The organism is Brevibacillus choshinensis (genome assembly GCF_016811915.1).
Lineage (GTDB): Bacteria > Bacillota > Bacilli > Brevibacillales > Brevibacillaceae > Brevibacillus > Brevibacillus choshinensis_A.
Window position 1 is genome coordinate 3,572,165 of the sequence record NZ_CP069127.1, and the last position, 22,545, is coordinate 3,594,709.

Consider the following 22,545-nt stretch of genomic DNA (forward strand, 5'->3'; position numbering starts at 1 on the left):
ACTTAGGGAAGACGGAGGAACTGACATACCGCCCTATCGCTTGGCAAAATACCCGCCAGGAAGGCTGACAATCCTCCCCTTAGTTTCTAATTGAAGAAGGCTGCGATGCATGCTCACTTGAATGTCAGGGCTAAGCTGCTTCGACAATTCATCCACGTGTACCCCTTCGTACGATAGCGCTGACAGAACGGCTATCTCTCGCTCATCCAGATCAAGAACTTCGGCTGCCGCCTCCACGTTTCTGTCATGAACCGGAAGAAGGTGATTCCATTCCTCCAGTACATCCATACTTGATGTTACTAGCTTTGCTCCTTGTTTGATCAAGTTATGCGGCCCAGCACTCACTAATGAAAAAATGGGTCCAGGAACGGCAAAAACATCCCTTCCCTGTTCTAGCGCACAATCGGCAGTCACCAGTGATCCGCTTCTTTCCGCGCCTTCTACCACTAAAATACCCAAGGAAAGCCCGCTGATAATCCTGTTTCGCTCAGGAAAGAATCCGGGTAATGGCAGAGTACCTGGCGGATATTCGGATACAATCAGGCCAAAAGTCTCAATTTCGCGATACAGCGCGCGGTGCCCGGCGGGATACACCTGATCAATCCCGCATCCAAGAACACCGATGGTCTTTCCCTTTACTTGCAGGGCTGCCCGATGAGCCTCTCCGTCAATCCCATGCGCCAAACCCGATACAATCACCAATCCGTGCTGACTCAATTCCTTTACCAGATGTGTGCAGCACGCCCTGCCATAGGGTGTTGGTCTGCGCGATCCAACCACGCCGATCGCAGGCTGGTGCAAGAGCTCGAGTTCACCCTTGGCGAACAGGGTCAAGGGATTATCCGGCATATGGCGAAGTTTGTCCGGAAATGCTTCATCCAAAAAGCAAATGTAACGGAAATCGGCTTTGTCCCTCTTTTCGACAAGCTTTTGTCCTGTTTCTTCCTTTATATAGTCTCGGACATGCTTCGAAACCATGGGGGAAAGCTTCCAAAGCTGTTCAACGGATGCCCAGTCCTCTAGTGCTTCGGAAAAGGATCCGTACCATTCATAAATCGCTCGAATTCGTTTTCTGCCCAGACCTGGCACTACGGACAACAAGTACAGCCAGTCCCTTTCCTCTCTCTTCATCGATGTCACTCCCCATCTACATGTAAAAAACGAGTGGTTTCGAGTGCATTGTATCGAAAGACAGAGGGGCACACAAAAAGAAAAGACAGACAAGTCATTGCTTGTCCGCCTTTTCCCCAATCATCTTATTTGCTCATAACCTTGTCAAGCATGCCGCGTTCTTTCAGCACCTCAACGAGGGTTTCGCCGATAACAGCTGGAGTTTTTGCTACGCGTACGCCACATTCTTCGAGCTTCGCGATTTTTTCTGCAGCTGTACCTTTACCACCGGAAATGATCGCACCAGCGTGGCCCATGCGTTTTCCTGGAGGTGCAGTTTGTCCGCCGATGAAGCCTACAACTGGCTTCTTCATGTTTGCTGCGATCCATTCAGCAGCTTCTTCTTCTGCTGTACCGCCGATTTCACCAATCATGATAACCGCTTCAGTGTCTGGATCTTCGTTGAACATTTTCAGTACATCGATGAATTCCATCCCTTTAACAGGGTCTCCACCGATACCAACAGCAGTGGATTGACCAATGCCGCGAGTGGAAGTTTGGTGTACTGCTTCATACGTCAAGGTACCGGAACGGGATACGATACCCACTTTACCTGGAGTATGGATGTAACCAGGCATGATACCGATTTTGCACTCGCCTGGAGTGATTACGCCTGGGCAGTTAGGGCCTACCAGAAGGGTTTTCTTACCTTCCATGTAGCGTTTCACTTTAACCATGTCCAAAACTGGAATACCCTCTGTAATGCAGATAACCAGATCCAGTTCAGCGTCAACCGCTTCCATGATTGCGTCAGCTGCAAAAGGAGGTGCTACGTAGATAACGGACGCATTTGCGCCAGTTTTTGCTACTGCTTCTGCCACTGTGTTGAAAATTGGAATACCGTCAACTTCAGTGCCACCCTTACCAGGTGTTACACCGCCCACCATTTGAGTACCGTATTCAACGGCTCCGCGAGTGTGGAACAGACCAGTTGCACCCGTAATCCCTTGTGTAATGACTTTTGTATTTTTATTAACGAGAATACTCATCGCGTATTATTCCCACCTTTTTTTGACGTATCAACTACCTAGATTACTTCACCAAAGATACGATTTTTTCAGCGCCGTCTGCCATGGATTCAGCAGCTACGATGTTCAAACCGGACTCATTGAGGATTTTCTTACCGAGGTCAACGTTCGTGCCTTCAAGACGAACTACCAGCGGTTTGTCCAATTTGATTTGTTTTGCAGCGTTGACAACACCGTTTGCAATGACATCACACTTCATGATACCGCCGAAAATGTTAACGAAGATCCCTTTAACTTTTTCGTCGCGAAGAATGATTTTAAACGCTTCGGTTACTTTCTCTTCAGTAGCTCCGCCGCCAACGTCAAGGAAGTTAGCAGGATCTCCACCGTAGAACTTCACGATGTCCATCGTAGCCATTGCCAGACCAGCACCGTTTACCATGCAACCGATGTTACCATCGAGAGCGATGTAGGACAGGTCAAATTTGGAAGCTTCGATTTCTTTCTCATCTTCTTCATCCAGATCGCGCAGAGCTACGATGTCAGGGTGACGATACAGAGCGTTGCTGTCGAAGTTCAGTTTCGCATCGAGTGCCATAACTTCACCGTCGCCAGTAACTACCAGTGGGTTAATTTCAGCGATCGAACAATCTTTGTCAACAAATGCTTGGTACAAGCTCATCATGAACTTGGCAGCTTTGTTGATCTGCTCTTTTGGAATGTTGATTGCGTAAGCCAGACGGCGTGCTTGGAAAGCATTCAGACCGGTAACTGGATCGATTACTTCTTTGAAGATTTTTTCTGGAGAGTGAGCAGCTACTTCTTCAATTTCAGTACCGCCCTCTTCAGAAGCCATCATTACTACGCTGCCGGTTGCGCGGTCAACAACAACACCCACGTAGTATTCTTTTTTAATGTCGCAGCCTTGTTCGATCAGAAGGCGCTTTACTTCTTTACCTTCTGGACCTGTTTGGTGAGTAACCAGTACTTTGCCAAGGATTTCCTGGGCATATGTACGAGCTTCATCCAGATTTTTTGCCACTTTCACGCCGCCCGCTTTACCGCGTCCTCCTGCGTGAATTTGCGCTTTTACCACAACTACTTGGGTGCCCAGTTCTTTTGCTGCTTCTACAGCTTCATCCACTGTGAAAGCAACGCGACCTTCAGGAACTTTCACACCGTACTGCTTAAGTATCTCTTTACCTTGATACTCATGAATGTTCATTCTCCATCCTCCTATGGCAGATAAAGATCGGCAGGCCAAATGACTGATACATAAACAAATGTCTGTTCCAGTCCTAACCGCCACTATCAGTGCAACAGTAACTATTCTACGACAAAAATCGCAAAAGTGGTAGTCATATGTTCTCTTTATCGTGACCATAATTGTTCAGATTCATGAGGGTGTTCCTTATTTTTGCGTATGTTCTAGTAATTTCCATATCGCTTTTTGCACTTGATTATGTGCATACCACTTGTCGTTTATTCGGAAATGACGCGCATAAAAGATGACGGTTTGGTCATTATCGCCTATCCGGAAATGAATTCTGTACTCCTCTGGCCCAATCTCTTGCTGCGGCCGGTCTACAAGCTGCACTCCCGTCTTAAGCAAGCGAACTGCCTGATGAGCAATTCCCTGCTCGACGGTGCTTTGAGTCACATCCAAGTCCAGGTTGTCTACCCGCATGTCACCTGTCGCTTCCACTCGAATTTTTGTTGCCTTAAAAAGTTTTTCGATGGACGGGGCTTCCTTTTCCCTCGGCAGCAAATATTCCGTCAATGTCGAGAACATCTGCCCGTCGACGTGGTAAAAATGCTGATCCCTGCCGAAAGGTATCGTAATGAGCGTAGGCGTCAAAATCGTAATATCAATCGGTCTGTCCGAAGAGTTGATGCGCAATTTGTAGTTGGGATACAAAGGGTGCTGATTCACAGTGTGGTCGCTTTCGGGCACTGCTTTCTGCAGAACGCTTTGGATGAATGTCTTTTCGCTTTCCTCCAACACTCTCGACTGAGACAGATCGTCAGCACTCAGCAGGATGTTTTCACTGTTTCTTGGCAAAAGGCCTTTGCCGGTCAAACGATGCACCCATTGGTAGAACGTAATGGCTCCAGTACCTCGATACGTGTTCTCTCCGAATTGGCTCGCCTTTTCTCCGACTGATACCACCAGAGGGGCAAGCTGCTTTCTGTACAATACCAGGGTGAAACGAACTTCGTCCTGTTTCAGTGGGTCTCTCGATAGCTGGAGGTCTTTCCCTTGATTTTGCAGCTCCTTTAAAAATTCAGGCAATTCCAGCGAGACCTCTTGGCCATCTGTAGACATGACCGTTACTTTTTCAACCGAGCCCAGCTCTGTACCAATTTGTTCCCTCATGTCCGCTTGGGTCACCTTTGAATCCTGGGCACAGCCGGTAATGACCGAGCAGGCAACTACGATGGATAACAGATAGGCACGTAAAGACGATTTCATGCAGCAAACCTCCTTCATGTATGCAATCCTCTCAGATCTTGCTACAGAAGTCCCAAACGACGGCTGATTTCACTGCCGAGCTTTCTTTTTACGTATATTTCACCAATCTGATGGGGGTCCTTCACGATGACGGAACGATTATTTGTACGGATGACCACATATTTTTCACCATTCTTGTCCAATCCACAGATCAATTCTGAGGAGACTTCCACAAAAATGGCGACGACGTAGAGATCCTGCACTTTTTTTAGCGTGATTTTCGGAAATGGCGACAGAAGTGGTGCTGTTTTATCCTGAATGTATTGAGTGATGGCCAGCAAGTACTTATCGGGATCCCCGTACTGCTCAATTTCGTGATTGACGCCCATAATATTGCCTTCGTCTGTGATTCCGAGGAACAAATTTCCATTGTTTGAATTCGCAAACGCCACAATCGTCTTGATGATCCCGTTTTTCGACAATAGGAAGTCGCGTTTGAATTCAATCATGTCATTTTCACCAAGCTGTGTAGCGATGGTAGGATCATCGACCCTGCCCAAATAGCGAAATCTGCTGATTGCCCCAAGCCGATACACATATTCTTCAAATATATCAGCGGAAAGGGAAAGGTCTTCCAAAACGGCATCGGTGTTCTGCCACAATTTATACGTTTGAGGGGAGAAGCACATGTCAAATAAAACAGTACTTCCTAATGAACGGATGTTCATCCCGATAGCAGCAGGCTGTATGACTGCTGAGCTGTACGGCGGGTCACTTTCCACTTCCATTACTCCAGAGTGAAGCAGGTAATCAAAGTAATGCCTGGGTAACGAAACCTGTTGTTTGAGAAGTTCCCGCCCGGGATGTGAGCGTCTCGACTCCTGGTAAAAATCAAAATGAACCGCTTTTTCTTCCACTCTGGCTACGACCGCTATAAATGAACAATTATGGCGCATGGTACCCCTCGTTCTTTTGAATTAGCTACTCTTGGTTCGTTGGTCATATTTTACAGTAAGCAAAGAAAGGTTGACTAGTCATTTTTCTACGATTGATAGGCGTTCAAAATGGTCTGCAGCTTCAGGGAATGGCCGATATCTCCATTGATTTTCAACTTCCCCAGCATAAAGGCTGCCGTCGGATTCAGCGTTCCTTCCACGAGCTTGATAAAGTTCGCATCTGACAGCTCCAACGTGCATTTCGCTTCATCCGGCGTTCCTTTCGAATAGGTGGCGTGGTTTCCTGCGAAAGTCACTTGATACTGACCCCCATCGTCGCCGCTCAACAAAAAGTGATAAATGGCATGAAAGCCTTGAATGGCGTGCGGATTGGCATTTATTTTTTCAGATAGTGCGCGCAATGTTTGTTCGACTGTCATACAATTCCCTCTCTTTCTTACACTTTTATTGTCCCTACTATTCTAAAAGAACTTCTGTCCTACCGCGAGCAATAAAAAAAGAAAAGCCGGAAATTCCGGCTTACTTGACACGTACAGCTGTTCCGGTCGCAATCACCATCATCATGCCTTCTCGCAGTGTTTCAAAGTCCAGGTCCACACCGATCACAGCGTTGGCGCCTAGGGATCTCGCCTTTTCTTTCATTTCACGGATCGCGACTTCGCGTCCTTCTGCCAATTTATTTTCATACGTGCCGCTTCTACCGCCAATGATATCCGTGATTCCGGCCAAAAAATCACGAACAACGTTAGCCCCCATAATCACTTCACCGCTGACAATGTCCAGATATGCCTCAATTTCTTTCCCTTGCAACGTACTTGTGGTCGATATAATCATAGTCAAAGCCTCCCTAAATCTTCAGTTGTTTGCTTCTCTTCTGTTTACGAATGGGAACCTTACAAGTTACATTTTTCCACTCCAGTACAGAACTTATCATCATTGAGTGTATGCTTGTACTACCCCTAGTATTCCTGCAAGCCCTCTTCGTTTACGGAGCGAGGGATGTTTTTTTCTTTTTCGCATCGGTAGATAAAAGGCTCGCTTTTGCGATATGATCCCGTAATGTTTTTGCGAAGAAATCGGGTTCTCGAAATCCATCAATATGCCCAACTGCAGCGGAGACGGTAACTTTGTAAATCTCTGCAGGTTGGATGATGGCCTCCATCCATCGTTGTGCTTTTTCTTCCGATCCTGTCGTGAGCAATATAAACTCATCACCTGCATACCTGCACACATGGTCTGAGTCCTCTTCCATCAAAGAAGAAAGCAGGGAGGAGAAGCTGCGGATCACATCGTCACCAAATGGATGACCGTACTGTTTGTTGATTAGTCCGAAGTCGTTCACATCTATAAACATCAAATGGAAAGGTTTTTTCTCCTCCAGCCATTTTTCACCGATATCAAGTATGTAAGGAGCACGGTACAATCCTGTCAAAGGATCGAGAAATTCGGCCAATTTCATCTGGATGGCCTCTTTCGTTACGACACCAACCCATTCTTCTTGATTCATGACAAGCAGCAGTTCCCCTTCCCCCTCATGCAGAAGGCGATGTGCATCCCATATGTTTCGTTCTGGAGCCATTCGCATTGGCGGCTCATCCATGGCATCCGCAACGATTCGATTGGGATGTGCCGAGCCAACATGACGAGATGTTACAATCCCCATCAGCTCTCCGTGGTCCACGACAACCAAATAGTTTGTGCTGTACTCCTTCATCTGTTCGGCTGCGTGAGAGACACTTTTGTCAGATGTAATGGTAACAGCGCTTGTTGTCATGATTTCGGAGATTTTCATAACAAGTCCACCTCTCGTTGAACCGACATTGCTATTTTCAATTCGGAACGAAGAACCATCGAATCACTTATCATTCGCTCTGCTTCTTCCAAAATAATGTTCATTAATAATTTTTCATCGATCATCTGCAGTAATGAATTTCGTAGAAGAACCGCTTCAATCTTCGGATGATCCATTTTCATGAGGGTAAATTGCTCTGGTGAAAGCGCTTCTGCCATTCGCCTCGCTGCTTCTGGCCCAATGGGAGCTTTCCTGCCGATGATGAGCATGTCCTGCATCGGTGGTACTTCAAATTCAGAGATTTTCAACGTTAAGGTTGCTTTCCTGGACGAGACATTGTGATCACCTATCATTTGTATACCTCCATTCCATCCGGGCATCAATCTTACTCGCCTAGTAAGCTACCGGGCTTTCCGAATAAATACCCTTGCCCAATCGCGACCCCAAGCGATGCCGCGCAAGCAAAATCCTCCTCTTCTTCCACTCCTTCTAGAATCAGTTGTGCTCCATCCTTGCAATACTCTACAAGCAACCTAACTACTTTTTGCTTTTCCAGCGACTCTGATAGATTCTGGGAAAAGAATCGGTCGATTTTTATGTAATCAGGGGCTATCTCGAGTATTTTCCGGAAGGTTGTCGTGCCTTCTCCCACATCATCAAGCGCGATCAAAATGCCGGCTTTGCGCAGTTCGTCAATGCGCTCTAGAAAAACTGGTTCGTTCCATACTTTCCCTTCCATAATCGATTCGTTGATTTCCAAAACAATCTGGTTCAGGTACGGTTTAAAATCTCGCGCGATTCCCTGAATGAATGCCGGAAAAGAGTCTTCTACGATTGTGGAAGGAAAGATATTGACAAACAACAACTCATTCGTGCACCGATCTGGCGATTGAAAGAAGGACAAGAGCGCATATTGCAAAGAGCGAGTATCGAGTTCGAGCAACTCGTTCTTTTCTTTTGCTGTCTGGAACAAAGCCTCTGGGTTGACAGCCTGCTTGCTCCGGAGTAGAGCTTCATAACCTAAGCGATTTTTCCCTGGAAGGTCGCATATCGGCTGAAATGCATGGTAATATTCCTCTTTTTGAAATAACTTCGCAATGCTTTCCATCAGTTTTCCTTTCCCTTTCCCATTTCTATCAAAAGATGAACATGAAATAACAAAGCTGCGCTCTGCCTCTCAATCAAAGCCTTAGTTGCTTTTACCCTTTCACCTTTATCGTTCAGCGAAATGTATCTTCCTGAAAGCACAAAGAAAAAAGCTTCTCCCAAAAGAGAGGAGCAACAACAAATAAACCTGCTCTTTTTGAAAGTGCCGGGAAGTGATCCAATATAAGAAAAACAAATAGTCTCGCGATCTTGTAACATTCGGCCTAAACACCCTTGCTGTTTTCTCACCATTCCAGTTGGTAGGAAAAATGAAGTAGATGGTTCGTAACATCGTTCGACAATTTGCGCCTTTATTCCTATTAATTCGCCAATATTTTGCAAAACCCTTTCCAAATCATTCTAATTTCACATGAAAAATTCAGGACTTTACCATTTTGTCACTATTTTGTAAACATAAGCGCCTATTGTTAATGATAAATGGGCACTCACCCATTTTCGGCCGTTACATACAATGCTTATGAATTCATGAGAAAGGATGAAACCCATGGCGGATTCGACAACACATTCCATTCGCGCAGCAGCCGGACATTCGTTTGCTCTTACCTTTCCTGCTAATCCAACTACTGGCTATCAATGGTTTTTTTCCAATCCTCTCGATCAACGTTTTTTGACGTTAGTGTCCAATGAATATATCCCACCGGCTTCCCCCTCTCGCATCGGTCAGAGTGGACATCAGGTCCTCACCTTTCATGCCCACCTTCCAGGGATGACTTCGATTGCCATGAAGTATTGCCGACCTTGGGATGATACGGACTGCGGAACCTTCTCTTTTACGATCGTCCAGATTTCATGAGCAAGGATTAGATGGAGAGCCCTCTGTCCAATGCCCGATAACGGATCGCTTCTGCTATATGGGCTGCCTCCACTTGCTCGGAGCCACCTAAATCTGCGATCGTGCGGGCTACTTTTACGATCCGGTCATACGCTCTCGCACTTAGGCCAAGAGTCTCAAAGGCAAGCTGCAGCAACTCCTGACTCTCCTTGTCGAGAGAAGCATATCGTCGGAGTTCATTGCCATTCATAGCACTGTTAAATGGTGACCCTTGGCGATGGACATATCTCTCCTCTTGAATTCTCCTGGCCTCCTCCACTCTGTGCCGGATCTCTGCGGACGATTCTTCCATCGTTCGTCTATTGAGCAACTGGACAGGCACTCGTGGAACTTCCAAGTGAAGATCGATTCGGTCTAACAAAGGCCCTGACAGCTTTGAGCGGTATTTCTGGATTTGTTGGTGCGTGCATGTGCAGGCTTGCTGGTCTCTGCTACCGAAGAAACCGCACGGACAAGGGTTACACGAACCAATCAGCAAAAAACGGGCAGGAAACGTAAAGACCTGCTTGGCCCTGCCAATCGTTACGACCCCCGCTTCCAACGGCTGCCGAAGAACCTCCAGCACATGGCGTGAGAATTCTGGCATCTCATCGAGGAACAGAATCCCCCCATGAGAGAGACTGCACTCTCCGGGTCGGGGAATTTGCGTACCTCCACCTATCAGAGCCGTCGAGGTAATCGTGTGGTGCGGGGAACGGAAAGGGCGTTCCCGAATCAGGCCGCTCGTTTTTGTCAGCTGACCTGCGATGCTGTATATTTTCGTGACTTCATAGGATTCATCGGTCGTCATTTGCGGCATAATGCCGGGCAAGCAGGTGGCCAGCAGCGTTTTACCAGAGCCAGGTGGCCCCACGAGCAAGACGTTGTGAAAGCCTGCCGCTGCGATCTCTAGTCCGCGTTTGACAAATTGTTGGCCATATACGTTGGCGAAGTCGGGGATATCGTCGCATTTTTTGGTGCTTGGGGGGCTAGACGCTGTTTGGCTGAGCTCTATGGTCGTTTCATCCAGTCGCAAATCGTGCTTCCAGTAATGAACCGCTGTGGACAAGTCTGCGGAAGGCAGCACGATGATATCGACAAGTCTGGCTTCAGGGGCATTTTGGATGGGAAGGATGACATGTGTGAAGCCGTTACGCTTTGCCTCCAGCAGGATGGGCAAAACACCCGTGACAGGGCGCAACGATCCATCTAGGGCGAGCTCTCCAATAATGAGGATTTGTTCTGTTCGCGGAGTGATCTGTTTGGAAGCGAGCAAAATGCCGAACGCGATGGCGAGGTCGAAGCCCGAGCCTTCTTTTCGCTGGTCGGCAGGAGCGAGATTTACCGTAATGCGCTGCATCGGGTACTCGAAGCCCGCATTGCGCAGAGCTGCACGAACGCGGTCACGCGCTTCTTTTACCGCAGAACCTCCGAGTCCTACCAGATCGAACTGCGGCAGTCCATTAGCGATATCCGTTTCTACGGATACGAGTAAGCCGTCGATCCCGAGTACCGTGCCGGAATAGCTGCATGCATACATGGGTGTATCCCCTCCTCTTTTTTAGGGTAGGAAAAGATAGAGGGGGTGGGCAAGTTTTTTAAGATTGCCCCAAGCAGGTTTATGGAGAGAACGCATTCGCCCCCTTCCAACAATCTGCTTGTTTTTCGTCATTGGCATTCTAAATCCTGCAGCATGACTCATACATTATGCAAAAGGGACATGCTAAAGGAGTTGACAATCATGAGTTTGAGAAGAGCCCTCGGAATGCTTTCAGTGGCTGTCGGAGCGATCTGTCTGATCCAGACCAATAGCGAACTGTCGATAAGCACCAACGCCATTCTTATTGTTCTGACCATTGTATTGATTCTCGTCGGATTGCATTTCTTTGAACAATGACCAGCTTCCTGGCTGGTTTTTCTTTTGCCTCTCCCTAACGACTGCCTCTCCTCCTCGCCACAACCTGCACTATCCCATGCAGCACTAGCAAAACTATGCCCACGTTAATGGCGTGATCCGCGAAATTGAGGATGCCGTTGCCTGAGCGGGATACGAGGAAATCGGTCACGCGTCCAAATACGATTCGATCAATCGCGTTACCGGCCGCTCCTCCGGCTAGAAAGCCCAATGCGAGGTTCAGCAGCTTGGCCACTGGTGCTTCGTGCATGCGAAAATACAAAATCCCGAGAACAAATAAGATCGCTACGACGGCAAAGAGTCGCGCATACCCTTGAAATAAGCTAAAAGCCATGCCTGCATTCTCATAATGCGTCAGCTTTATGCTCCCGATGTAGATCGTATCCCCTACGGCAAGGGTAGCCCGTATGATGATCTTGGAGAGCTGGTCGATGAGAAGAACGAGTATAGCTGGTACGTAAAAAAACATAACGTTCCTTCTTTCTTGTTGCAGAGAACTTGGAATTAGAGTACCGAATACCCACACTTTTTCGAAGAGCCTAAGTCGAATGTGAAAAGAAAAACCCCCTCATGATCGTGACTCAATGAGAGGGTCTGACGATATTCTTTATTCTACCACAATCGTGATTTCCTTGGTTTCCACTCTGTCCGTACGACTTTGCGTCGCCTTTACCTTCAGGGTGTACTCGCCTTTTTTCTCTGGCTTCCAGAGATATACTTTCTTGTACACGCCGTTTTTTCTGCTGGATCCGAGTTCCGTCACTTTTTGGTTGAATTCCAACTTTGTTGTGATGTTGCTGTTGTAGGTAACGAGCACAGGGATTTCTTCTCCCAGTTGAGCGTTGATAACATTTGGAGATACCGTGAGATTGATTTTGTTTTTATCTACTGTCCGAAAGCTTTTTTCAAGATTTCCTTCCACTACCTCACCAGCAGCGTTCTTTTGCTTGATTGCATACAAAAGTATGTACTGGCCTTCCGATTTTGGGGTGAAATAGCCTGTTGTCGTGTAATATTTTTTCGTTCTGCTCAAGGTTGTTTTTACACTTTCGATCTTTTCCCCGTTCGAGATCAGGAAAAAGAATTTCCCTTCACTCTCGAGCGAACCGACAGAATCCGTATTCACCGTAATTTTGTACTTTTTCCCTACTTCCAACGTGCTAGGAAAATCCACAAATTCAGGCTTTAGCTGCCCTGCTGTGGTGGATGCTTCGGATGCTTCGGATACATCGGATGCTTCGGATGCGTCTGCAGCACTGTAGCCGACAAAGGAAATTCCAAACGCCATGACAAACGCCATCATGAGTTTCAGCAATGATTTCAACACAACTCCTCCTCTTTCCATTAGTTAAAATTTTCCACTTATTATATTACCATTTGCTGATTTCTTTTACTAGTATTTTCAAGTTCCTGAGAAGAAAAAGCCCATCGGAGCTTGCGATGCTCATCTCCGATGGACTTTCCTCTGGGGTGTATTATTTTACGGTAACTTTAATTTTTACAGATTCATCTTTGTACTTCGCTGTGATGGTTGCGGTTCCTTTTTTCTTACCTGTTACGACTCCATCCTTAACAGTTGCTACCGAAGAGTCCGATGTGCTCCAGGTTGCTTTGGAGCCTTTCAATTCTTTGTCATCGTAGTACAGGGTGATGGTTTCTTTTTTGCCTTTTTTGACGGAAATGGAAGTGTCGTCAGCTTCCAGGCTGTCAGAGCTTTTTACTGTTACTTCGATTTCAACCTTTTCCCCTTTGTACTTTGCGGTAATGGTTGCCGTACCATTGGCTTTTGCTGTGATAACCCCTTTGCTTACGGTGGCGACAGATGATTTGGAAGTGGTCCATGTAGCGTTAGAAGCACTCACGCTTTTCCCGTCATAGGACAGCTTGATGGTTTCTTTATCCCCTTTTTTCAGGGTGATATCTGTATCGTCTGCCTCGAGCAAATCCGATGTGCTCCCACCGCCAACAGTGACTTCGATTTCGACCTTTTCATTTTTGTACTTAGCCGTAATCGTAGCGGTCCCTTTTCCTTTTGCCTTTACCACACCGTCATCGACAGTAGCCACGGAGGATTTCGAAGTGGTCCACGTTGCTTTGGATCCTGAAATGCTTTCGTCGTCATATTTGAGCTTGATGGTCTCCTCGTCGCCTTTATCCATTTTTAGCTTGGAATCGCTTGCTTCCAGCTTGCCAGAAACGTTTGACTCGACTGTCACTTCAACATACACCGTAAGATCTTTGTATTTTGCCGTGATGATTGCCGCTCCATTCCCTTTTGCCGTGATGACACCACTTTTGACAGTGGCCACAGCCGGATAGGAAGTAGTCCATGTAGCTTTACTCGCTTGCAGAGGTTTACCATTGAAGGTCAGTTCAACCGTCTGCTCTTTCCCTTTTTTCAAGGTCGCTTTCTTGATGCTTGCCTTCAGTTCATCCGGTGCAGATACGGTCACTCTTACTTTCGCCGTTTCTCCACTGTATCGTACCGTGATGATGGCAGTACCGGTTCCTTTCCCCGTCACTACGCCACTACTGGATACCGAAGCGATCGAAGTACTTGAGGAGCTCCATGTCGCGCGTGAGGAATCGAGCGTTTGACCATTGTACTTCAGCTTGATGCTCTGTGTATTTCCTTTCACAACGCTAATTGCGGAAGAACTAACGGTCAACCCCTCAGAATTCGCTGCCTTCACCTGAGTGAGTGATTGTGCATACGTACTGACTGGGAAAGCGAAATGTACCGCACATACCGTAGCCAAAGCTACTGTAACGGTCTGAAAAATACTTTTCTTCATTCTTTTCATGATTTACCTCCAAAAAGTTATCCTTTATATGTTTGACGGATGATGTGGAAAAATGTCACATGATTTTTCCAGTTTTTTTGAAAAACATTTGTTGTTTTATATAACTCTTGTCTGTTTATGAGTTTGTCCGGTTTTGCCGATGTAAATAATAATGATTTTCTCGCACATGTAAGTGTTCCAACAAGGACCGAAAAAAGAGAAAAGGGGAGTTTTGATCATGTCGCCAAAATTAGGAGCCTTGTTAGCATGCCTGGAGGATATCAAGGCGAGCCAGGTCGAAGAGGCCTGCGTTGCATTGACCGACACGGAGAAGTACATAGCCTTTTTAACAAGTGAGACCTTGGGACTCGAGACCAAGCCAGGCACGCTGATTACCGATATCAAAGGAACCGTCACAGAGAAAGCGATTCGAAGCGGCAAAAAAATGATCCAGGAGCAAGGACCAGAGGTTTGCGGTATTCCTTATATCTCCTCAGCCACTCCCATTTTTGAAGATGGAAATCTGGTGGGGTGCCTCACCATTTTGACGGCGAATAGCAAGATCGAGAATATTCGATCGGTATCCTCCACGTTAGCAGCAACCGTAGAGGAAATTACAGCGACTGCAGACCAAGTCGCTTCCGCATCGATACACGTAAACGAACAAATCTTGACGGTTTCGAATGAATCACAATTCGTTACGAAAGAAATTGAAAAGATTTTTAAGGTCCTGTCTTTTGTCAAAGAGATGGCTTCCCAATCTCACATGCTTGGTCTGAATGCTGCTATCGAAGCCGCACGTGCAGGGGAACACGGCAGGGGCTTCAGTATCGTTGCCAATGAGATCCGCAAAATGGCCTCACAAAGCAAAGAAGCTTCGGAAGAAATTCAAAAGCAACTGAAATTTATTGAGAATTCTATACAGAAGATGAACGTCTCCATCCAATCCGTCACTTCTCAGTCGCAAAATCATTCCGCCAGCATCCAGGAGCTCCGCGCCGCTTTTGATCACATCGCGAGTACCGCAACCGAACTGAATGATGAAATCAAAAAATAAGAAAGAGCACTTCCCCGCCTGCCCCGTCATGCGGGGGTTTGTTTGCAAAAAAAATGCTTTCCAGCTGGGTGCTGGAAAGCTCATGTTGATGCTTGGAGGAGTTTCATCGCGTCGAGTACAGTACATAGTACGCTGGGAACAAGGCGGTTGATGTAGACATTACCCCATTCCCAAGCGTTTCAAGAGCCCGTTTTTTAAAAGGCATGCTTGATATGATCGATCTTACTTTCTTCGCTCCCCTCCCCATTTCTTGGACAGTGGATGCCTACGACATCAAAGCGAAATGCGGGTACGAAGGCTGAATATGTCCGAAGATAATCCAAAGCAAGCTCCCTGAGCTTCTGCTGTTTTTTCCAAGTAACGGATTCCGCAGCAGAACCATAGGTGACGCTCGAGCGTGTACGGACTTCCACGAAGACGAGTGTGTCATTGTCAATCGCGATCAAATCGATCTCGCCACGTTTTGTGCGAACATTGCGTCCGACGATCTCGTATCCCTTTTGACAAAGGAATTTCTCCGCCAGCTCTTCTCCACGCTGTCCCAACGCTCGCCGCCTCTCCGTCATCTTTGGCCTCCTCCACCTTTGTCCATCCGATATACGAATGCGAGAATTTCAGCAACGACTTGATACAGCTCAGGTGGAATTTGTTGATCTAAATCCAGCTTGCCCAGTACCTCGACGAGTGAGGGGTCCTCTTGAACCGGTATTTCATGCTCCCTTGCTGTTTTCAGCATGTTTTCAGCGACGTAACCCTTCCCTTTTGCCACCACTTTCGGAGCGTCTATGGTACCCGCTTGATACTTGAGGGCAACTGCCTGTTTTCTCTTGTTGTCGGAAGGGGGGGTCTGGCTCATACGCGAAGATCCACTCCTTTGTATTCGGACAGAATAGCGCCCTTTGAACCAGCCGCCATCGATGTCTTGGTCCGTTGCTCCGGAATGGGCTGCACACGGACAGCTGACAAATGGTATCCCACTTCATGCAATTGCTCAGCAAATCCACCCTTCATTCCTTGAATAAACGGATCGACCCATGGCAGGTCGTTGAAGATTTGCAAATTGACTATTCGGTTCACGATACTCACATCGATCATGGTTGTACCCATCTGCTTTAGTTCCAAATGGAAGAACAGGCGACAATTTTCTGCATCTACTTGCCCGCCTCCCTTTTTCTTTGACTCGATCTGGACATAAGCGGTTTCCTCGCCCTGTGCCAATCGGATGGGAATTTGCATGACGATTTGGGATAACGCCTGATTGGTTGGCTGGAGCATCATCAATTGCTGGCCCGTCACTTGCTGCAAAAGCTGGTCTGCCGCTTCACGCAAGCCAGCCGGTACCGTGTGGGATGGCGCTTGTGTGAGCTGCATGAGCATCGATTTTACCGAATCCATTTGCTTCTGTACACTAGGATCTGCCGCTGCGGCCCCTGATAGCGTCTGACCCATCAACTCGTGCTCATGTGCGATTCCCATTTGCCGGAACAGGGCTTGGATGGGATTCGTGCCTGGAGTAATCGTCTGCGCAGCAGTGTTCGCGTGTGGCAAAAGTGAAGCCGATCTTTGTGATGCCACATTGGCCTGCTCTACTTGCCCTGCTGGCCTACTTTCGATAGATGGTTGAACCCCACCAGAAGCAGGAAGAACACCAGACGGAGTGACTGCTTGAGACTGCGCAGTGCCTCCCTGAACGCTTCCGATGTGTGTAGTTAGACCTTGCGTACCCGTAGAAGCCGCGTTAGCACTAGCAGATTGAACTCGGCCATTCGGAAGCGGGGTTTCGGATTGTAGGATGCTTTTCTGAATATCCTGATGAGCAGGCAAATGAACAGGTGAAGCTCCTGAATTGCCTTTGGCCGCTGTTTGTGCCACTGGTGCAGCTGGCTCGCCGCCTTTTGCAGGAGCGGAGTCAGATGCATTGGCCTCGGGCAAGGAATTAGCGGCTGGAAAATTTGAATGGGCACTGCTCCCTGCACCACTCTGTGCCTGAGCGGACTGTCCCGGTGCAGATGTCACAATCCCCTGGCTTTGCATCCTTCCTGCAGTCTGCTCCGGTTCCCCTGGATTGGAGATCGTCAGCGGCAGAGCCTGGACCCTCTCTTTCAAGTTCATCACCAGCTGTCGAAGCGCAGGATCCGCTTGCTGCGGTGATAAAGGTGCAGCCCCTGCCTCATTCTCTAGAAATTGCGAAGCTTGCTGCAAAAAGTTCTGGATCACCTGACTGACCGGTTTGTCAGCCATGAACGCTTTTAATCCTGCAATGGTATCCGGCGTCAGCGGCAAGCTCCTTTTAACCGCCATCATGAATGCCTCCACTGTTGCATCGTCTGTACCGAGACGAGTGGCTACCGTCGCGAAAGCTTGAACGGTTTCTTTTGTGACAGGTAAATTCGCATTCATCAAAGCGGCGACTATCACTCTGCTTTCTTTTGACTCAGGGAGACCAAGAGAGCGCATCAGTCCTTCCATGGTAGCTTCTTTTCCCGATCCTTCGTCTGGTGTATCCAGCACCTTCAAGGTGACGACATCTGAGGATGGCTGCACTTGAAGCCATGCTTTTTGCCCCGGCTCAAGCTTTGCTTCCAGCTTGGCCTGTACCTGCATTCCCCCAATTTGCACAAGTGCCATGCTATCGGGGTATTGTTTGACCACCGTCCCTTTAAAGACTTGCCCTGGCGTCAGTTCTACCGGTTTGGGGGCGGTTACCGGTGCGCGCTGCACGAAAGATTGAATCAGCTGTGAAGGGGAAAACATGGTTCATCAAACCTCCTGCCAGACCAAGGACAAGGCTCATTACGCCTGCTCTTTTACGCCTGTAAACGTCATCCGATGAATCGGTGTCGCTCCAAAACGCTCGATTGCAGCCAAATGCTCTGCCGTGCCGTAGCCTGCATGTTTTTCGAATCCATACTGTGGATATTCTTTCGCGTAGTCTGCCATCAATCGGTCACGCGTCACTTTGGCTACGATGGAAGCAGCTGCGATGGTAACGCTTTTCCCATCGCCACCGATGATTGGCACTTGCTCACAACGGAGTCCTGTCAACTGCAGTGCGTCAATCAGGCAAGCATCAGGTGCTACGGATGCACGGTCAATCGCCTGATGCATGGCTTCCTTCGTAGCATTCAAAATATTTATCGAGTCAATTCGCTTTGCGTCGATGATTCCGATCCCTACAGCGATCGCATCGCGCATGATGACCTCGTAATAGGCCTCACGTGTTGCCACGGGCACCTTTTTGGAATCGTTCAAGCCCGGCAAATAGAAATCCGCGGGCAAGCAAACGGCAGCGGCTACCACGGGTCCTGCCAACGGTCCACGACCGACCTCATCCACGCCAAACAGATGAACGTGCCCTTTTTCTCGGAGCGCTCGCTCGTACTTCGTCATTTCCGTCCAGAGCAGCGCGAGTTTCTCCTGGCGAGCAATCGCTGCCTCTTGCTGGCGTGCAATCTCCTGGACACCTGCTCGTTTGTCTTCCTTTAACAATTGTAGGAAATCTTTAGGTAGCTCGTCCAATTTTTCGATCCATGCCCGTATTTCCTTTATCGACATTTCCCCTACGTTCATTGATCCATTTCTCCTTATGTACGTAAAAAAACCGCCTACCACAATGATAGACCGGTTTTTTTACACTTTCGCTTTACTCATACAATGAGATGGGTTTGCCTATCGGTTCATCCATTTCCCAATCGATCGGACGCTCCAATGACACCTGTCCCAGCTTTCCGGAACGCAGCTCCCGTAAAAAGAGCTCTGCCGCCTTGTCGTAGTCGATATTTCCTCCCGATACCAGACAGCCTCGCTTCTTGCCGATTTCCTCCAGCATCGCGACCCGGTCTTCCGGCAATTCCTTCAGCTTGAATCGCTCCAGCAAACGCTCCGGATAGTAGTGCATCATGTATGTGATGGCATACAGCGCTACTTCCGTAAAGTCGATGAGCTCGTCCTTGATCGCGCCGCTGGCCGCAAGTCTAAGTCCCACCATCTGATCTTCGAATTTGGGCCACAAAATACCTGGCGTGTCCAACAGCTCGAGGGTATCACCCATCTTCACCCACTGCTGCGCCTTTGTGACGGCAGGACGGTCACCCGTCTGGGCAACGGAGCGCTTTGACAGCCGATTGATCAACGAAGACTTCCCTACATTCGGAATGCCCAAAATCATAATGCGGATCGCACGCCCCTGCATGCCTTTTTCTGATCGCTTCGCCAGCATTTCACCTGCCAGCTCCTTGCATAGCTCAGGCAGCTTGGTTACCCCTTTGCCGCTCAGAGCATCAATCGGCAGTGTGCGAATTCCGAGTCCGCGGAAATACCCTATCCATTGATCTGTTACCCTCTCGTCTGCAAGATCCGCTTTGTTCAATAAAATGAGCCGCGGCTTCTCACTGACAATCTCGTCAATCATCGGGTTTCGGCTGGATAAAGGAAGTCTTGCATCCAGCAATTCGATAACCACATCAATTAATTTTAGCTTCTCCGTCACTTGACGGCGCGCTTTCGCCATGTGGCCCGGAAACCATTGGATTGTCATGCTGTCTCACCTACCTTGAAGCTGTTCGTGCAAAATTATCGTGTCATGCGGATGTCCGCAACCGGCCAAAATGTAAATTCTGCTCGTCCGACGACCGTACTGATCGCGACAGGACCGATCGCCCGGCTGTCATGGCTGTTCAGACGATTGTCTCCCATGACAAAGATGTGATCCGCAGGAATGATTACAGGAGGAAAGTCGTTGGTGAAAAAGGGCTCTCCCTGCTTTTTCGCCTCTTCTTTATGTTGTGCCAGATAAGGCTCTTCTACAACCTTTCCGTTCACCAGAAGCTGATCGTTCTTGACTTCCACTGTATCTCCTGCGACGGCGATCACCCGCTTGATATAGTCGCGTGTCTTTTCCGCATGGAACACAATGATATCTCCTGGCTTCGGATCTCCCAAATAATAAATGGCTTTGTTTACAACCAGTTTTTCATTGTTATGTAAGGTGGTTTCCATGGACTCGCCCTCTACAATAAAGGGGGCAAATAGGAAGGTCCGGATGAGAAACGCTAGGATAATCGCAATGACGAGCGCACGGATCCATTCCCATAGCTCGTTTTTCTTGGGGCGCGTGGAGGTAACTTCTTCGCTCATGATCTGATCCTCCCGTGTTAGCTCGTCCATCATAGACTTTTCTTCCTGAAATGGAAAAAAGAGGCCTGGCTAGCAGACCAGTCCTCTTTCTTATGCGTTAGCAAACGCTTATCGACGGATTTCTTTAATACGAGCTGCTTTACCCACGCGATCACGCAGATAGTACAGTTTCGCACGACGCACTTTACCATGGCGCACGATTTCGATCTTTTCGATCTTAGGCGTGTGCAATGGGAAGGTACGCTCAACACCTACACCGTAAGAAATCTTACGAGCGGTGAAAGTTTCGCTGATACCAGTACCACGACGGCGAATGCATACGCCTTCGAAGAGCTGAATACGCTCACGCTGACCCTCGATAACCTTTACGTGTACACGAACGGTGTCACCAGGTCGGAACGCAGGAATGTCCTGTTTCAGTTGCGCTTTTTCCAATTCACGGATTACTTGGTTCATTTGAATTCCCTCCTTCCGATCAGACGTTCTTACTCGTCTACCAATAGTTGGCTCAGCGCATATGCCTGAGATACGAGTAGCGGACCGCCTTAGTCAGCGGGCAAAATTGCCACAAGAAGTATATTAGCACATTGGGCGACGAACTACAAGACGGTTTCTACGAATTTCCCTCCAGTTTTTTCTCTTTCTCCAGCTCAACTAACAACTTTTTCATTTCTGTTGTCATTTCGAGCTTGTCCAAGAGGTCCGGCCTGCGCTCACGAGTGCGTCTCAGCGATTCCTTCAGACGCCACTTCTCGATATTCGCATGATGGCCGGAGAGGAGGATGTCCGGTACTTTCCATCCTCGGAATTCCGGCGGTCTGGTGTAATGAGGGTACTCCAGAAGCCCTGTTGAAAAAGAATCCTCCACCGCTGATGTCTGATTGCCCAGCGCCCCTGGCTGCAGGCGAACGACGCTGTCGATGACGACCATCGCAGCCAGTTCACCGCCGGTCAGCACATAGTCGCCTATCGATATTTCGTCCGTTACCAGATGCTCGCGAATCCGCTCGTCATAGCCTTCGTAATGCCCGCAAATAAAGACGAGATGCTCTTCCTGTGCGAGCTCTTCCGCCAGCTTCTGATGATAGGGGACGCCTTGGGGGCACATCAGAATCACCCGTGGCTTCTTGTCCCCCGCCATCGATTCCACCGCGCGAAACAAGGGCTCCGGCTTCAATACCATGCCCCCGCCGCCTCCATATGGAGTATCATCAACCGTACCATGCTTGCTTTCTGAGAAGTCGCGAAAATTGGTCACGTGAAAATCCACGATTTCCTTTTCACTAGCTTTCCCCAAGATACTGCTGGATAACACCCCGCTAAACATCTCCGGAAAAAGCGTAAGAATATCAATGCGCATGCAGCTTCAAGCCCTCCTTACAGCAAGCCTTCCATCAGATGGCAGACTACGCGTTTGCCTTTGACATCTACCTGTTTGATGCAATCATCGATGTAGGGCAAGAGGATTTCACCGCGCTTGCCTTTGACGACCCAGACATCATTGGCACCCGGCTGCATCACGTCGACGATTTTGCCCAGCTCTTCGCCTTCATCCGTGACGACCTCACAGCCAATCAGCTGATGGATGTAAAATTCATCGTCCTCCAGATCCATCAATGACTCTTCTGGAATTTTCAATTCGCCGCCCTTGTATTTCTCAATGTCATTGATATTGGTATAGCCATGAAAGCTCAAAATCTCAAACCCTTTGTGCGGCCTTCGAGTGGCTATTTTCACTTTCAATGGCTCTGTGAGTGTGGGGTGAAACAAAAACAGCTCGTTTCCCTTCCGAAACCGTTGGTCAGGAAAATCTGTAGTGGATATGACTCGCACTTCCCCGCGCAATCCGTGGGTATTCACCAGCTTCCCCACTCCGTAAAAACGCTTTTCCAATCCGTCCATTCCTCCTAAGCTCTTACCTTTGGTCTGATGTTCGATGACGAATTTCATGCACCTGACCATCTTTTATCAGGATTTCCGTCCCCGCCATGATTTCATCCCAGACATCTCCGATTTGGACCGTTACAGGGCTTTGCACAGTCTGGTAGTCCATTTCACTGCCCTCTGGCAAATTCTCGGCTTGCTTCAGCTGGAATTGGAGAATCTCGATCTTCTCCCTCCGCTGTTTTTCTTCCTTCGCTATTTTTTCTTGTGCAAGCGCGTATGTATCCGCTGACTTTTTCCTGGCTTCAGCGAGTATCTTTTTCGTTTGAAATTGCCACTGCTCCCATCCATCGCGATGCTGGCGGATCTGTTTCGCGTATTGCTCGACCAACGCAGCACGGGAGGCTTCTGTCATGATGATCTTGACCTGTACCGAACGAAAAATAGTGAGCAT

General features: G+C 48.2%; 28 protein-coding genes. 3 read left to right on the plus strand and 25 right to left on the minus strand.

Features of this window, described 5'->3' with window-relative positions:
- Window positions 1-33: 33 nt before the first annotated feature.
- The 11 genes from dprA to JNE38_RS18035 form a co-directional block, all read right to left on the minus strand.
- Complete coding sequence (gene dprA, locus JNE38_RS17985; RefSeq protein ID WP_238933362.1) at window positions 34-1,131, minus strand: DNA-processing protein DprA; 1,098 nt, start codon at window positions 1,129-1,131, stop codon at window positions 34-36.
- Window positions 1,132-1,256: 125 nt separating this feature from the next.
- The gene (gene sucD / locus JNE38_RS17990) at window positions 1,257-2,159 is read right to left on the minus strand and encodes a succinate--CoA ligase subunit alpha (protein WP_055746960.1); all 903 of its coding nucleotides are present in this window, start codon (window positions 2,157-2,159) and stop codon (window positions 1,257-1,259) included.
- Between the two features lie 43 nt (window positions 2,160-2,202).
- Complete coding sequence (gene sucC / locus JNE38_RS17995; protein ID WP_203255022.1) at window positions 2,203-3,363, minus strand: ADP-forming succinate--CoA ligase subunit beta; 1,161 nt, start codon at window positions 3,361-3,363, stop codon at window positions 2,203-2,205.
- 186 nt (window positions 3,364-3,549) lie between these two features.
- The gene (locus JNE38_RS18000) at window positions 3,550-4,611 is read right to left on the minus strand and encodes a hypothetical protein (protein WP_203255023.1); all 1,062 of its coding nucleotides are present in this window, start codon (window positions 4,609-4,611) and stop codon (window positions 3,550-3,552) included.
- A 41-nt stretch (window positions 4,612-4,652) separates the two neighbouring features.
- Complete coding sequence (locus JNE38_RS18005; RefSeq protein ID WP_203255024.1) at window positions 4,653-5,546, minus strand: AlbA family DNA-binding domain-containing protein; 894 nt, start codon at window positions 5,544-5,546, stop codon at window positions 4,653-4,655.
- Between the two features lie 86 nt (window positions 5,547-5,632).
- Window positions 5,633-5,965, minus strand: a complete 333-nt coding sequence (locus tag JNE38_RS18010) for an SCP2 sterol-binding domain-containing protein (RefSeq protein WP_203255025.1) — start codon at window positions 5,963-5,965, stop codon at window positions 5,633-5,635.
- A gap of 100 nt (window positions 5,966-6,065) precedes the next feature.
- Window positions 6,066-6,380 (minus strand): YbjQ family protein, encoded by a 315-nt coding sequence (locus JNE38_RS18015; RefSeq protein WP_203255026.1) that lies wholly within the window; start codon window positions 6,378-6,380, stop codon window positions 6,066-6,068.
- A gap of 151 nt (window positions 6,381-6,531) precedes the next feature.
- Window positions 6,532-7,338, minus strand: a complete 807-nt coding sequence (locus JNE38_RS18020; RefSeq protein ID WP_203255027.1) for a GGDEF domain-containing protein — start codon at window positions 7,336-7,338, stop codon at window positions 6,532-6,534.
- A complete protein-coding gene (locus JNE38_RS18025) occupies window positions 7,335-7,691 on the minus strand; it encodes a hypothetical protein (RefSeq protein WP_203255028.1) in 357 nt (118 codons plus the stop codon). Before JNE38_RS18025 ends, JNE38_RS18020 begins: the two co-directional genes overlap by 4 nt.
- Before the next feature lie 32 nt (window positions 7,692-7,723).
- The gene (locus tag JNE38_RS18030; protein WP_203255029.1) at window positions 7,724-8,446 is read right to left on the minus strand and encodes an EAL domain-containing protein; all 723 of its coding nucleotides are present in this window, start codon (window positions 8,444-8,446) and stop codon (window positions 7,724-7,726) included.
- Complete coding sequence (locus tag JNE38_RS18035; protein WP_203255030.1) at window positions 8,446-8,703, minus strand: hypothetical protein; 258 nt, start codon at window positions 8,701-8,703, stop codon at window positions 8,446-8,448. The genes JNE38_RS18030 and JNE38_RS18035 overlap by 1 nt, the downstream gene beginning before the upstream one ends.
- A 286-nt stretch (window positions 8,704-8,989) precedes the next feature.
- Here JNE38_RS18035 and JNE38_RS18040 point away from each other — a divergent pair, with 286 nt between their 5' ends.
- Window positions 8,990-9,298, plus strand: coding sequence for a protease inhibitor I42 family protein (locus JNE38_RS18040; RefSeq protein ID WP_203255031.1), 309 nt, complete (start codon window positions 8,990-8,992; stop codon window positions 9,296-9,298).
- Window positions 9,299-9,305: 7 nt separating this feature from the next.
- Here the strand turns inward: JNE38_RS18040 and JNE38_RS18045 are convergent, their stop codons facing one another.
- Window positions 9,306-10,856, minus strand: coding sequence for a YifB family Mg chelatase-like AAA ATPase (locus JNE38_RS18045; RefSeq protein WP_203255032.1), 1,551 nt, complete (start codon window positions 10,854-10,856; stop codon window positions 9,306-9,308).
- A 201-nt stretch (window positions 10,857-11,057) separates the two neighbouring features.
- On the opposite strand from JNE38_RS18045, the gene JNE38_RS18050 reads away from it, so the two are divergent.
- The gene (locus JNE38_RS18050; protein WP_203255033.1) at window positions 11,058-11,213 is read left to right on the plus strand and encodes a hypothetical protein; all 156 of its coding nucleotides are present in this window, start codon (window positions 11,058-11,060) and stop codon (window positions 11,211-11,213) included.
- A 34-nt stretch (window positions 11,214-11,247) separates the two neighbouring features.
- Here JNE38_RS18050 and lspA read toward each other — a convergent pair whose 3' ends face one another.
- The 3 genes from lspA to JNE38_RS18065 all read right to left on the minus strand — a co-directional run bounded on the left by lspA (window position 11,248) and on the right by JNE38_RS18065 (window position 14,035).
- Window positions 11,248-11,700, minus strand: a complete 453-nt coding sequence (gene lspA, locus JNE38_RS18055) for a signal peptidase II (RefSeq protein WP_203255034.1) — start codon at window positions 11,698-11,700, stop codon at window positions 11,248-11,250.
- A 138-nt stretch (window positions 11,701-11,838) separates the two neighbouring features.
- Window positions 11,839-12,555, minus strand: coding sequence for a hypothetical protein (locus JNE38_RS18060; protein WP_203255035.1), 717 nt, complete (start codon window positions 12,553-12,555; stop codon window positions 11,839-11,841).
- A gap of 151 nt (window positions 12,556-12,706) precedes the next feature.
- On the minus strand, window positions 12,707-14,035 hold the full coding sequence (locus JNE38_RS18065; protein WP_203255036.1) for an Ig-like domain-containing protein: 1,329 nt from the start codon (window positions 14,033-14,035) through the stop codon (window positions 12,707-12,709).
- Between the two features lie 217 nt (window positions 14,036-14,252).
- Here JNE38_RS18065 and JNE38_RS18070 point away from each other — a divergent pair, with 217 nt between their 5' ends.
- Window positions 14,253-15,071 (plus strand): methyl-accepting chemotaxis protein, encoded by an 819-nt coding sequence (locus JNE38_RS18070; RefSeq protein ID WP_203255037.1) that lies wholly within the window; start codon window positions 14,253-14,255, stop codon window positions 15,069-15,071.
- Window positions 15,072-15,265: 194 nt separating this feature from the next.
- Here the strand turns inward: JNE38_RS18070 and JNE38_RS18075 are convergent, their stop codons facing one another.
- The 10 genes from JNE38_RS18075 to JNE38_RS18120 all read right to left on the minus strand — a co-directional run bounded on the left by JNE38_RS18075 (window position 15,266) and on the right by JNE38_RS18120 (window position 22,545).
- Window positions 15,266-15,637, minus strand: a complete 372-nt coding sequence (locus tag JNE38_RS18075) for a YraN family protein (RefSeq protein ID WP_203255038.1) — start codon at window positions 15,635-15,637, stop codon at window positions 15,266-15,268.
- A complete protein-coding gene (locus JNE38_RS18080) occupies window positions 15,634-15,927 on the minus strand; it encodes an EscU/YscU/HrcU family type III secretion system export apparatus switch protein (RefSeq protein ID WP_203255039.1) in 294 nt (97 codons plus the stop codon). The genes JNE38_RS18075 and JNE38_RS18080 overlap by 4 nt, the downstream gene beginning before the upstream one ends.
- Entirely contained in the window at window positions 15,924-17,825 is a 1,902-nt protein-coding gene (locus JNE38_RS18085; RefSeq protein ID WP_203255040.1) for a hypothetical protein, read from the minus strand. The genes JNE38_RS18080 and JNE38_RS18085 overlap by 4 nt, the downstream gene beginning before the upstream one ends.
- 39 nt (window positions 17,826-17,864) lie before the next feature.
- A complete protein-coding gene (locus JNE38_RS18090) occupies window positions 17,865-18,641 on the minus strand; it encodes a ribonuclease HII (protein ID WP_203255041.1) in 777 nt (258 codons plus the stop codon).
- Window positions 18,642-18,714: 73 nt separating this feature from the next.
- Entirely contained in the window at window positions 18,715-19,608 is an 894-nt protein-coding gene (gene ylqF, locus JNE38_RS18095) for a ribosome biogenesis GTPase YlqF (protein ID WP_203255042.1), read from the minus strand.
- A 35-nt stretch (window positions 19,609-19,643) separates the two neighbouring features.
- On the minus strand, window positions 19,644-20,207 hold the full coding sequence (gene lepB / locus JNE38_RS18100; RefSeq protein ID WP_203357623.1) for a signal peptidase I: 564 nt from the start codon (window positions 20,205-20,207) through the stop codon (window positions 19,644-19,646).
- Window positions 20,208-20,315: 108 nt separating this feature from the next.
- The gene (rplS, locus tag JNE38_RS18105) at window positions 20,316-20,663 is read right to left on the minus strand and encodes a 50S ribosomal protein L19 (protein ID WP_203255043.1); all 348 of its coding nucleotides are present in this window, start codon (window positions 20,661-20,663) and stop codon (window positions 20,316-20,318) included.
- A 157-nt stretch (window positions 20,664-20,820) separates the two neighbouring features.
- Entirely contained in the window at window positions 20,821-21,567 is a 747-nt protein-coding gene (gene trmD, locus JNE38_RS18110; RefSeq protein WP_203255044.1) for a tRNA (guanosine(37)-N1)-methyltransferase TrmD, read from the minus strand.
- A gap of 17 nt (window positions 21,568-21,584) precedes the next feature.
- Entirely contained in the window at window positions 21,585-22,100 is a 516-nt protein-coding gene (rimM, locus tag JNE38_RS18115) for a ribosome maturation factor RimM (RefSeq protein ID WP_428993663.1), read from the minus strand.
- A gap of 22 nt (window positions 22,101-22,122) precedes the next feature.
- A complete protein-coding gene (locus JNE38_RS18120; protein WP_203255046.1) occupies window positions 22,123-22,545 on the minus strand; it encodes a YlqD family protein in 423 nt (140 codons plus the stop codon).

Bases quoted from the DNA above. Each gene is read 5' to 3' on its own strand.
- dprA (WP_238933362.1), bottom strand. From the start codon at position 1,131: ATGAAGAGAGAGGAAAGGGACTGGCTGTACTTGTTGTCCGTAGTGCCA.
- sucD (WP_055746960.1), bottom strand. From the start codon at position 2,159: ATGAGTATTCTCGTTAATAAAAATACAAAAGTCATTACACAAGGGATT.
- sucC (WP_203255022.1), bottom strand. From the start codon at position 3,363: ATGAACATTCATGAGTATCAAGGTAAAGAGATACTTAAGCAGTACGGT.
- JNE38_RS18000 (WP_203255023.1), bottom strand. From the start codon at position 4,611: ATGAAATCGTCTTTACGTGCCTATCTGTTATCCATCGTAGTTGCCTGC.
- JNE38_RS18005 (WP_203255024.1), bottom strand. From the start codon at position 5,546: ATGCGCCATAATTGTTCATTTATAGCGGTCGTAGCCAGAGTGGAAGAA.
- JNE38_RS18010 (WP_203255025.1), bottom strand. From the start codon at position 5,965: ATGACAGTCGAACAAACATTGCGCGCACTATCTGAAAAAATAAATGCC.
- JNE38_RS18015 (WP_203255026.1), bottom strand. From the start codon at position 6,380: ATGATTATATCGACCACAAGTACGTTGCAAGGGAAAGAAATTGAGGCA.
- JNE38_RS18020 (WP_203255027.1), bottom strand. From the start codon at position 7,338: ATGAAAATCTCCGAAATCATGACAACAAGCGCTGTTACCATTACATCT.
- JNE38_RS18025 (WP_203255028.1), bottom strand. From the start codon at position 7,691: ATGATAGGTGATCACAATGTCTCGTCCAGGAAAGCAACCTTAACGTTG.
- JNE38_RS18030 (WP_203255029.1), bottom strand. From the start codon at position 8,446: ATGGAAAGCATTGCGAAGTTATTTCAAAAAGAGGAATATTACCATGCA.
- JNE38_RS18035 (WP_203255030.1), bottom strand. From the start codon at position 8,703: ATGTTACAAGATCGCGAGACTATTTGTTTTTCTTATATTGGATCACTT.
- JNE38_RS18040 (WP_203255031.1), top strand. From the start codon at position 8,990: ATGGCGGATTCGACAACACATTCCATTCGCGCAGCAGCCGGACATTCG.
- JNE38_RS18045 (WP_203255032.1), bottom strand. From the start codon at position 10,856: ATGTATGCATGCAGCTATTCCGGCACGGTACTCGGGATCGACGGCTTA.
- JNE38_RS18050 (WP_203255033.1), top strand. From the start codon at position 11,058: ATGAGTTTGAGAAGAGCCCTCGGAATGCTTTCAGTGGCTGTCGGAGCG.
- lspA (WP_203255034.1), bottom strand. From the start codon at position 11,700: ATGTTTTTTTACGTACCAGCTATACTCGTTCTTCTCATCGACCAGCTC.
- JNE38_RS18065 (WP_203255036.1), bottom strand. From the start codon at position 14,035: ATGAAAAGAATGAAGAAAAGTATTTTTCAGACCGTTACAGTAGCTTTG.
- JNE38_RS18070 (WP_203255037.1), top strand. From the start codon at position 14,253: ATGTCGCCAAAATTAGGAGCCTTGTTAGCATGCCTGGAGGATATCAAG.
- JNE38_RS18075 (WP_203255038.1), bottom strand. From the start codon at position 15,637: ATGACGGAGAGGCGGCGAGCGTTGGGACAGCGTGGAGAAGAGCTGGCG.
- JNE38_RS18080 (WP_203255039.1), bottom strand. From the start codon at position 15,927: ATGAGCCAGACCCCCCCTTCCGACAACAAGAGAAAACAGGCAGTTGCC.
- JNE38_RS18085 (WP_203255040.1), bottom strand. From the start codon at position 17,825: ATGTTTTCCCCTTCACAGCTGATTCAATCTTTCGTGCAGCGCGCACCG.
- JNE38_RS18090 (WP_203255041.1), bottom strand. From the start codon at position 18,641: ATGAACGTAGGGGAAATGTCGATAAAGGAAATACGGGCATGGATCGAA.
- ylqF (WP_203255042.1), bottom strand. From the start codon at position 19,608: ATGACAATCCAATGGTTTCCGGGCCACATGGCGAAAGCGCGCCGTCAA.
- lepB (WP_203357623.1), bottom strand. From the start codon at position 20,207: ATGAGCGAAGAAGTTACCTCCACGCGCCCCAAGAAAAACGAGCTATGG.
- rplS (WP_203255043.1), bottom strand. From the start codon at position 20,663: ATGAACCAAGTAATCCGTGAATTGGAAAAAGCGCAACTGAAACAGGAC.
- trmD (WP_203255044.1), bottom strand. From the start codon at position 21,567: ATGCGCATTGATATTCTTACGCTTTTTCCGGAGATGTTTAGCGGGGTG.
- JNE38_RS18120 (WP_203255046.1), bottom strand. From the start codon at position 22,545: ATGCTCACTATTTTTCGTTCGGTACAGGTCAAGATCATCATGACAGAA.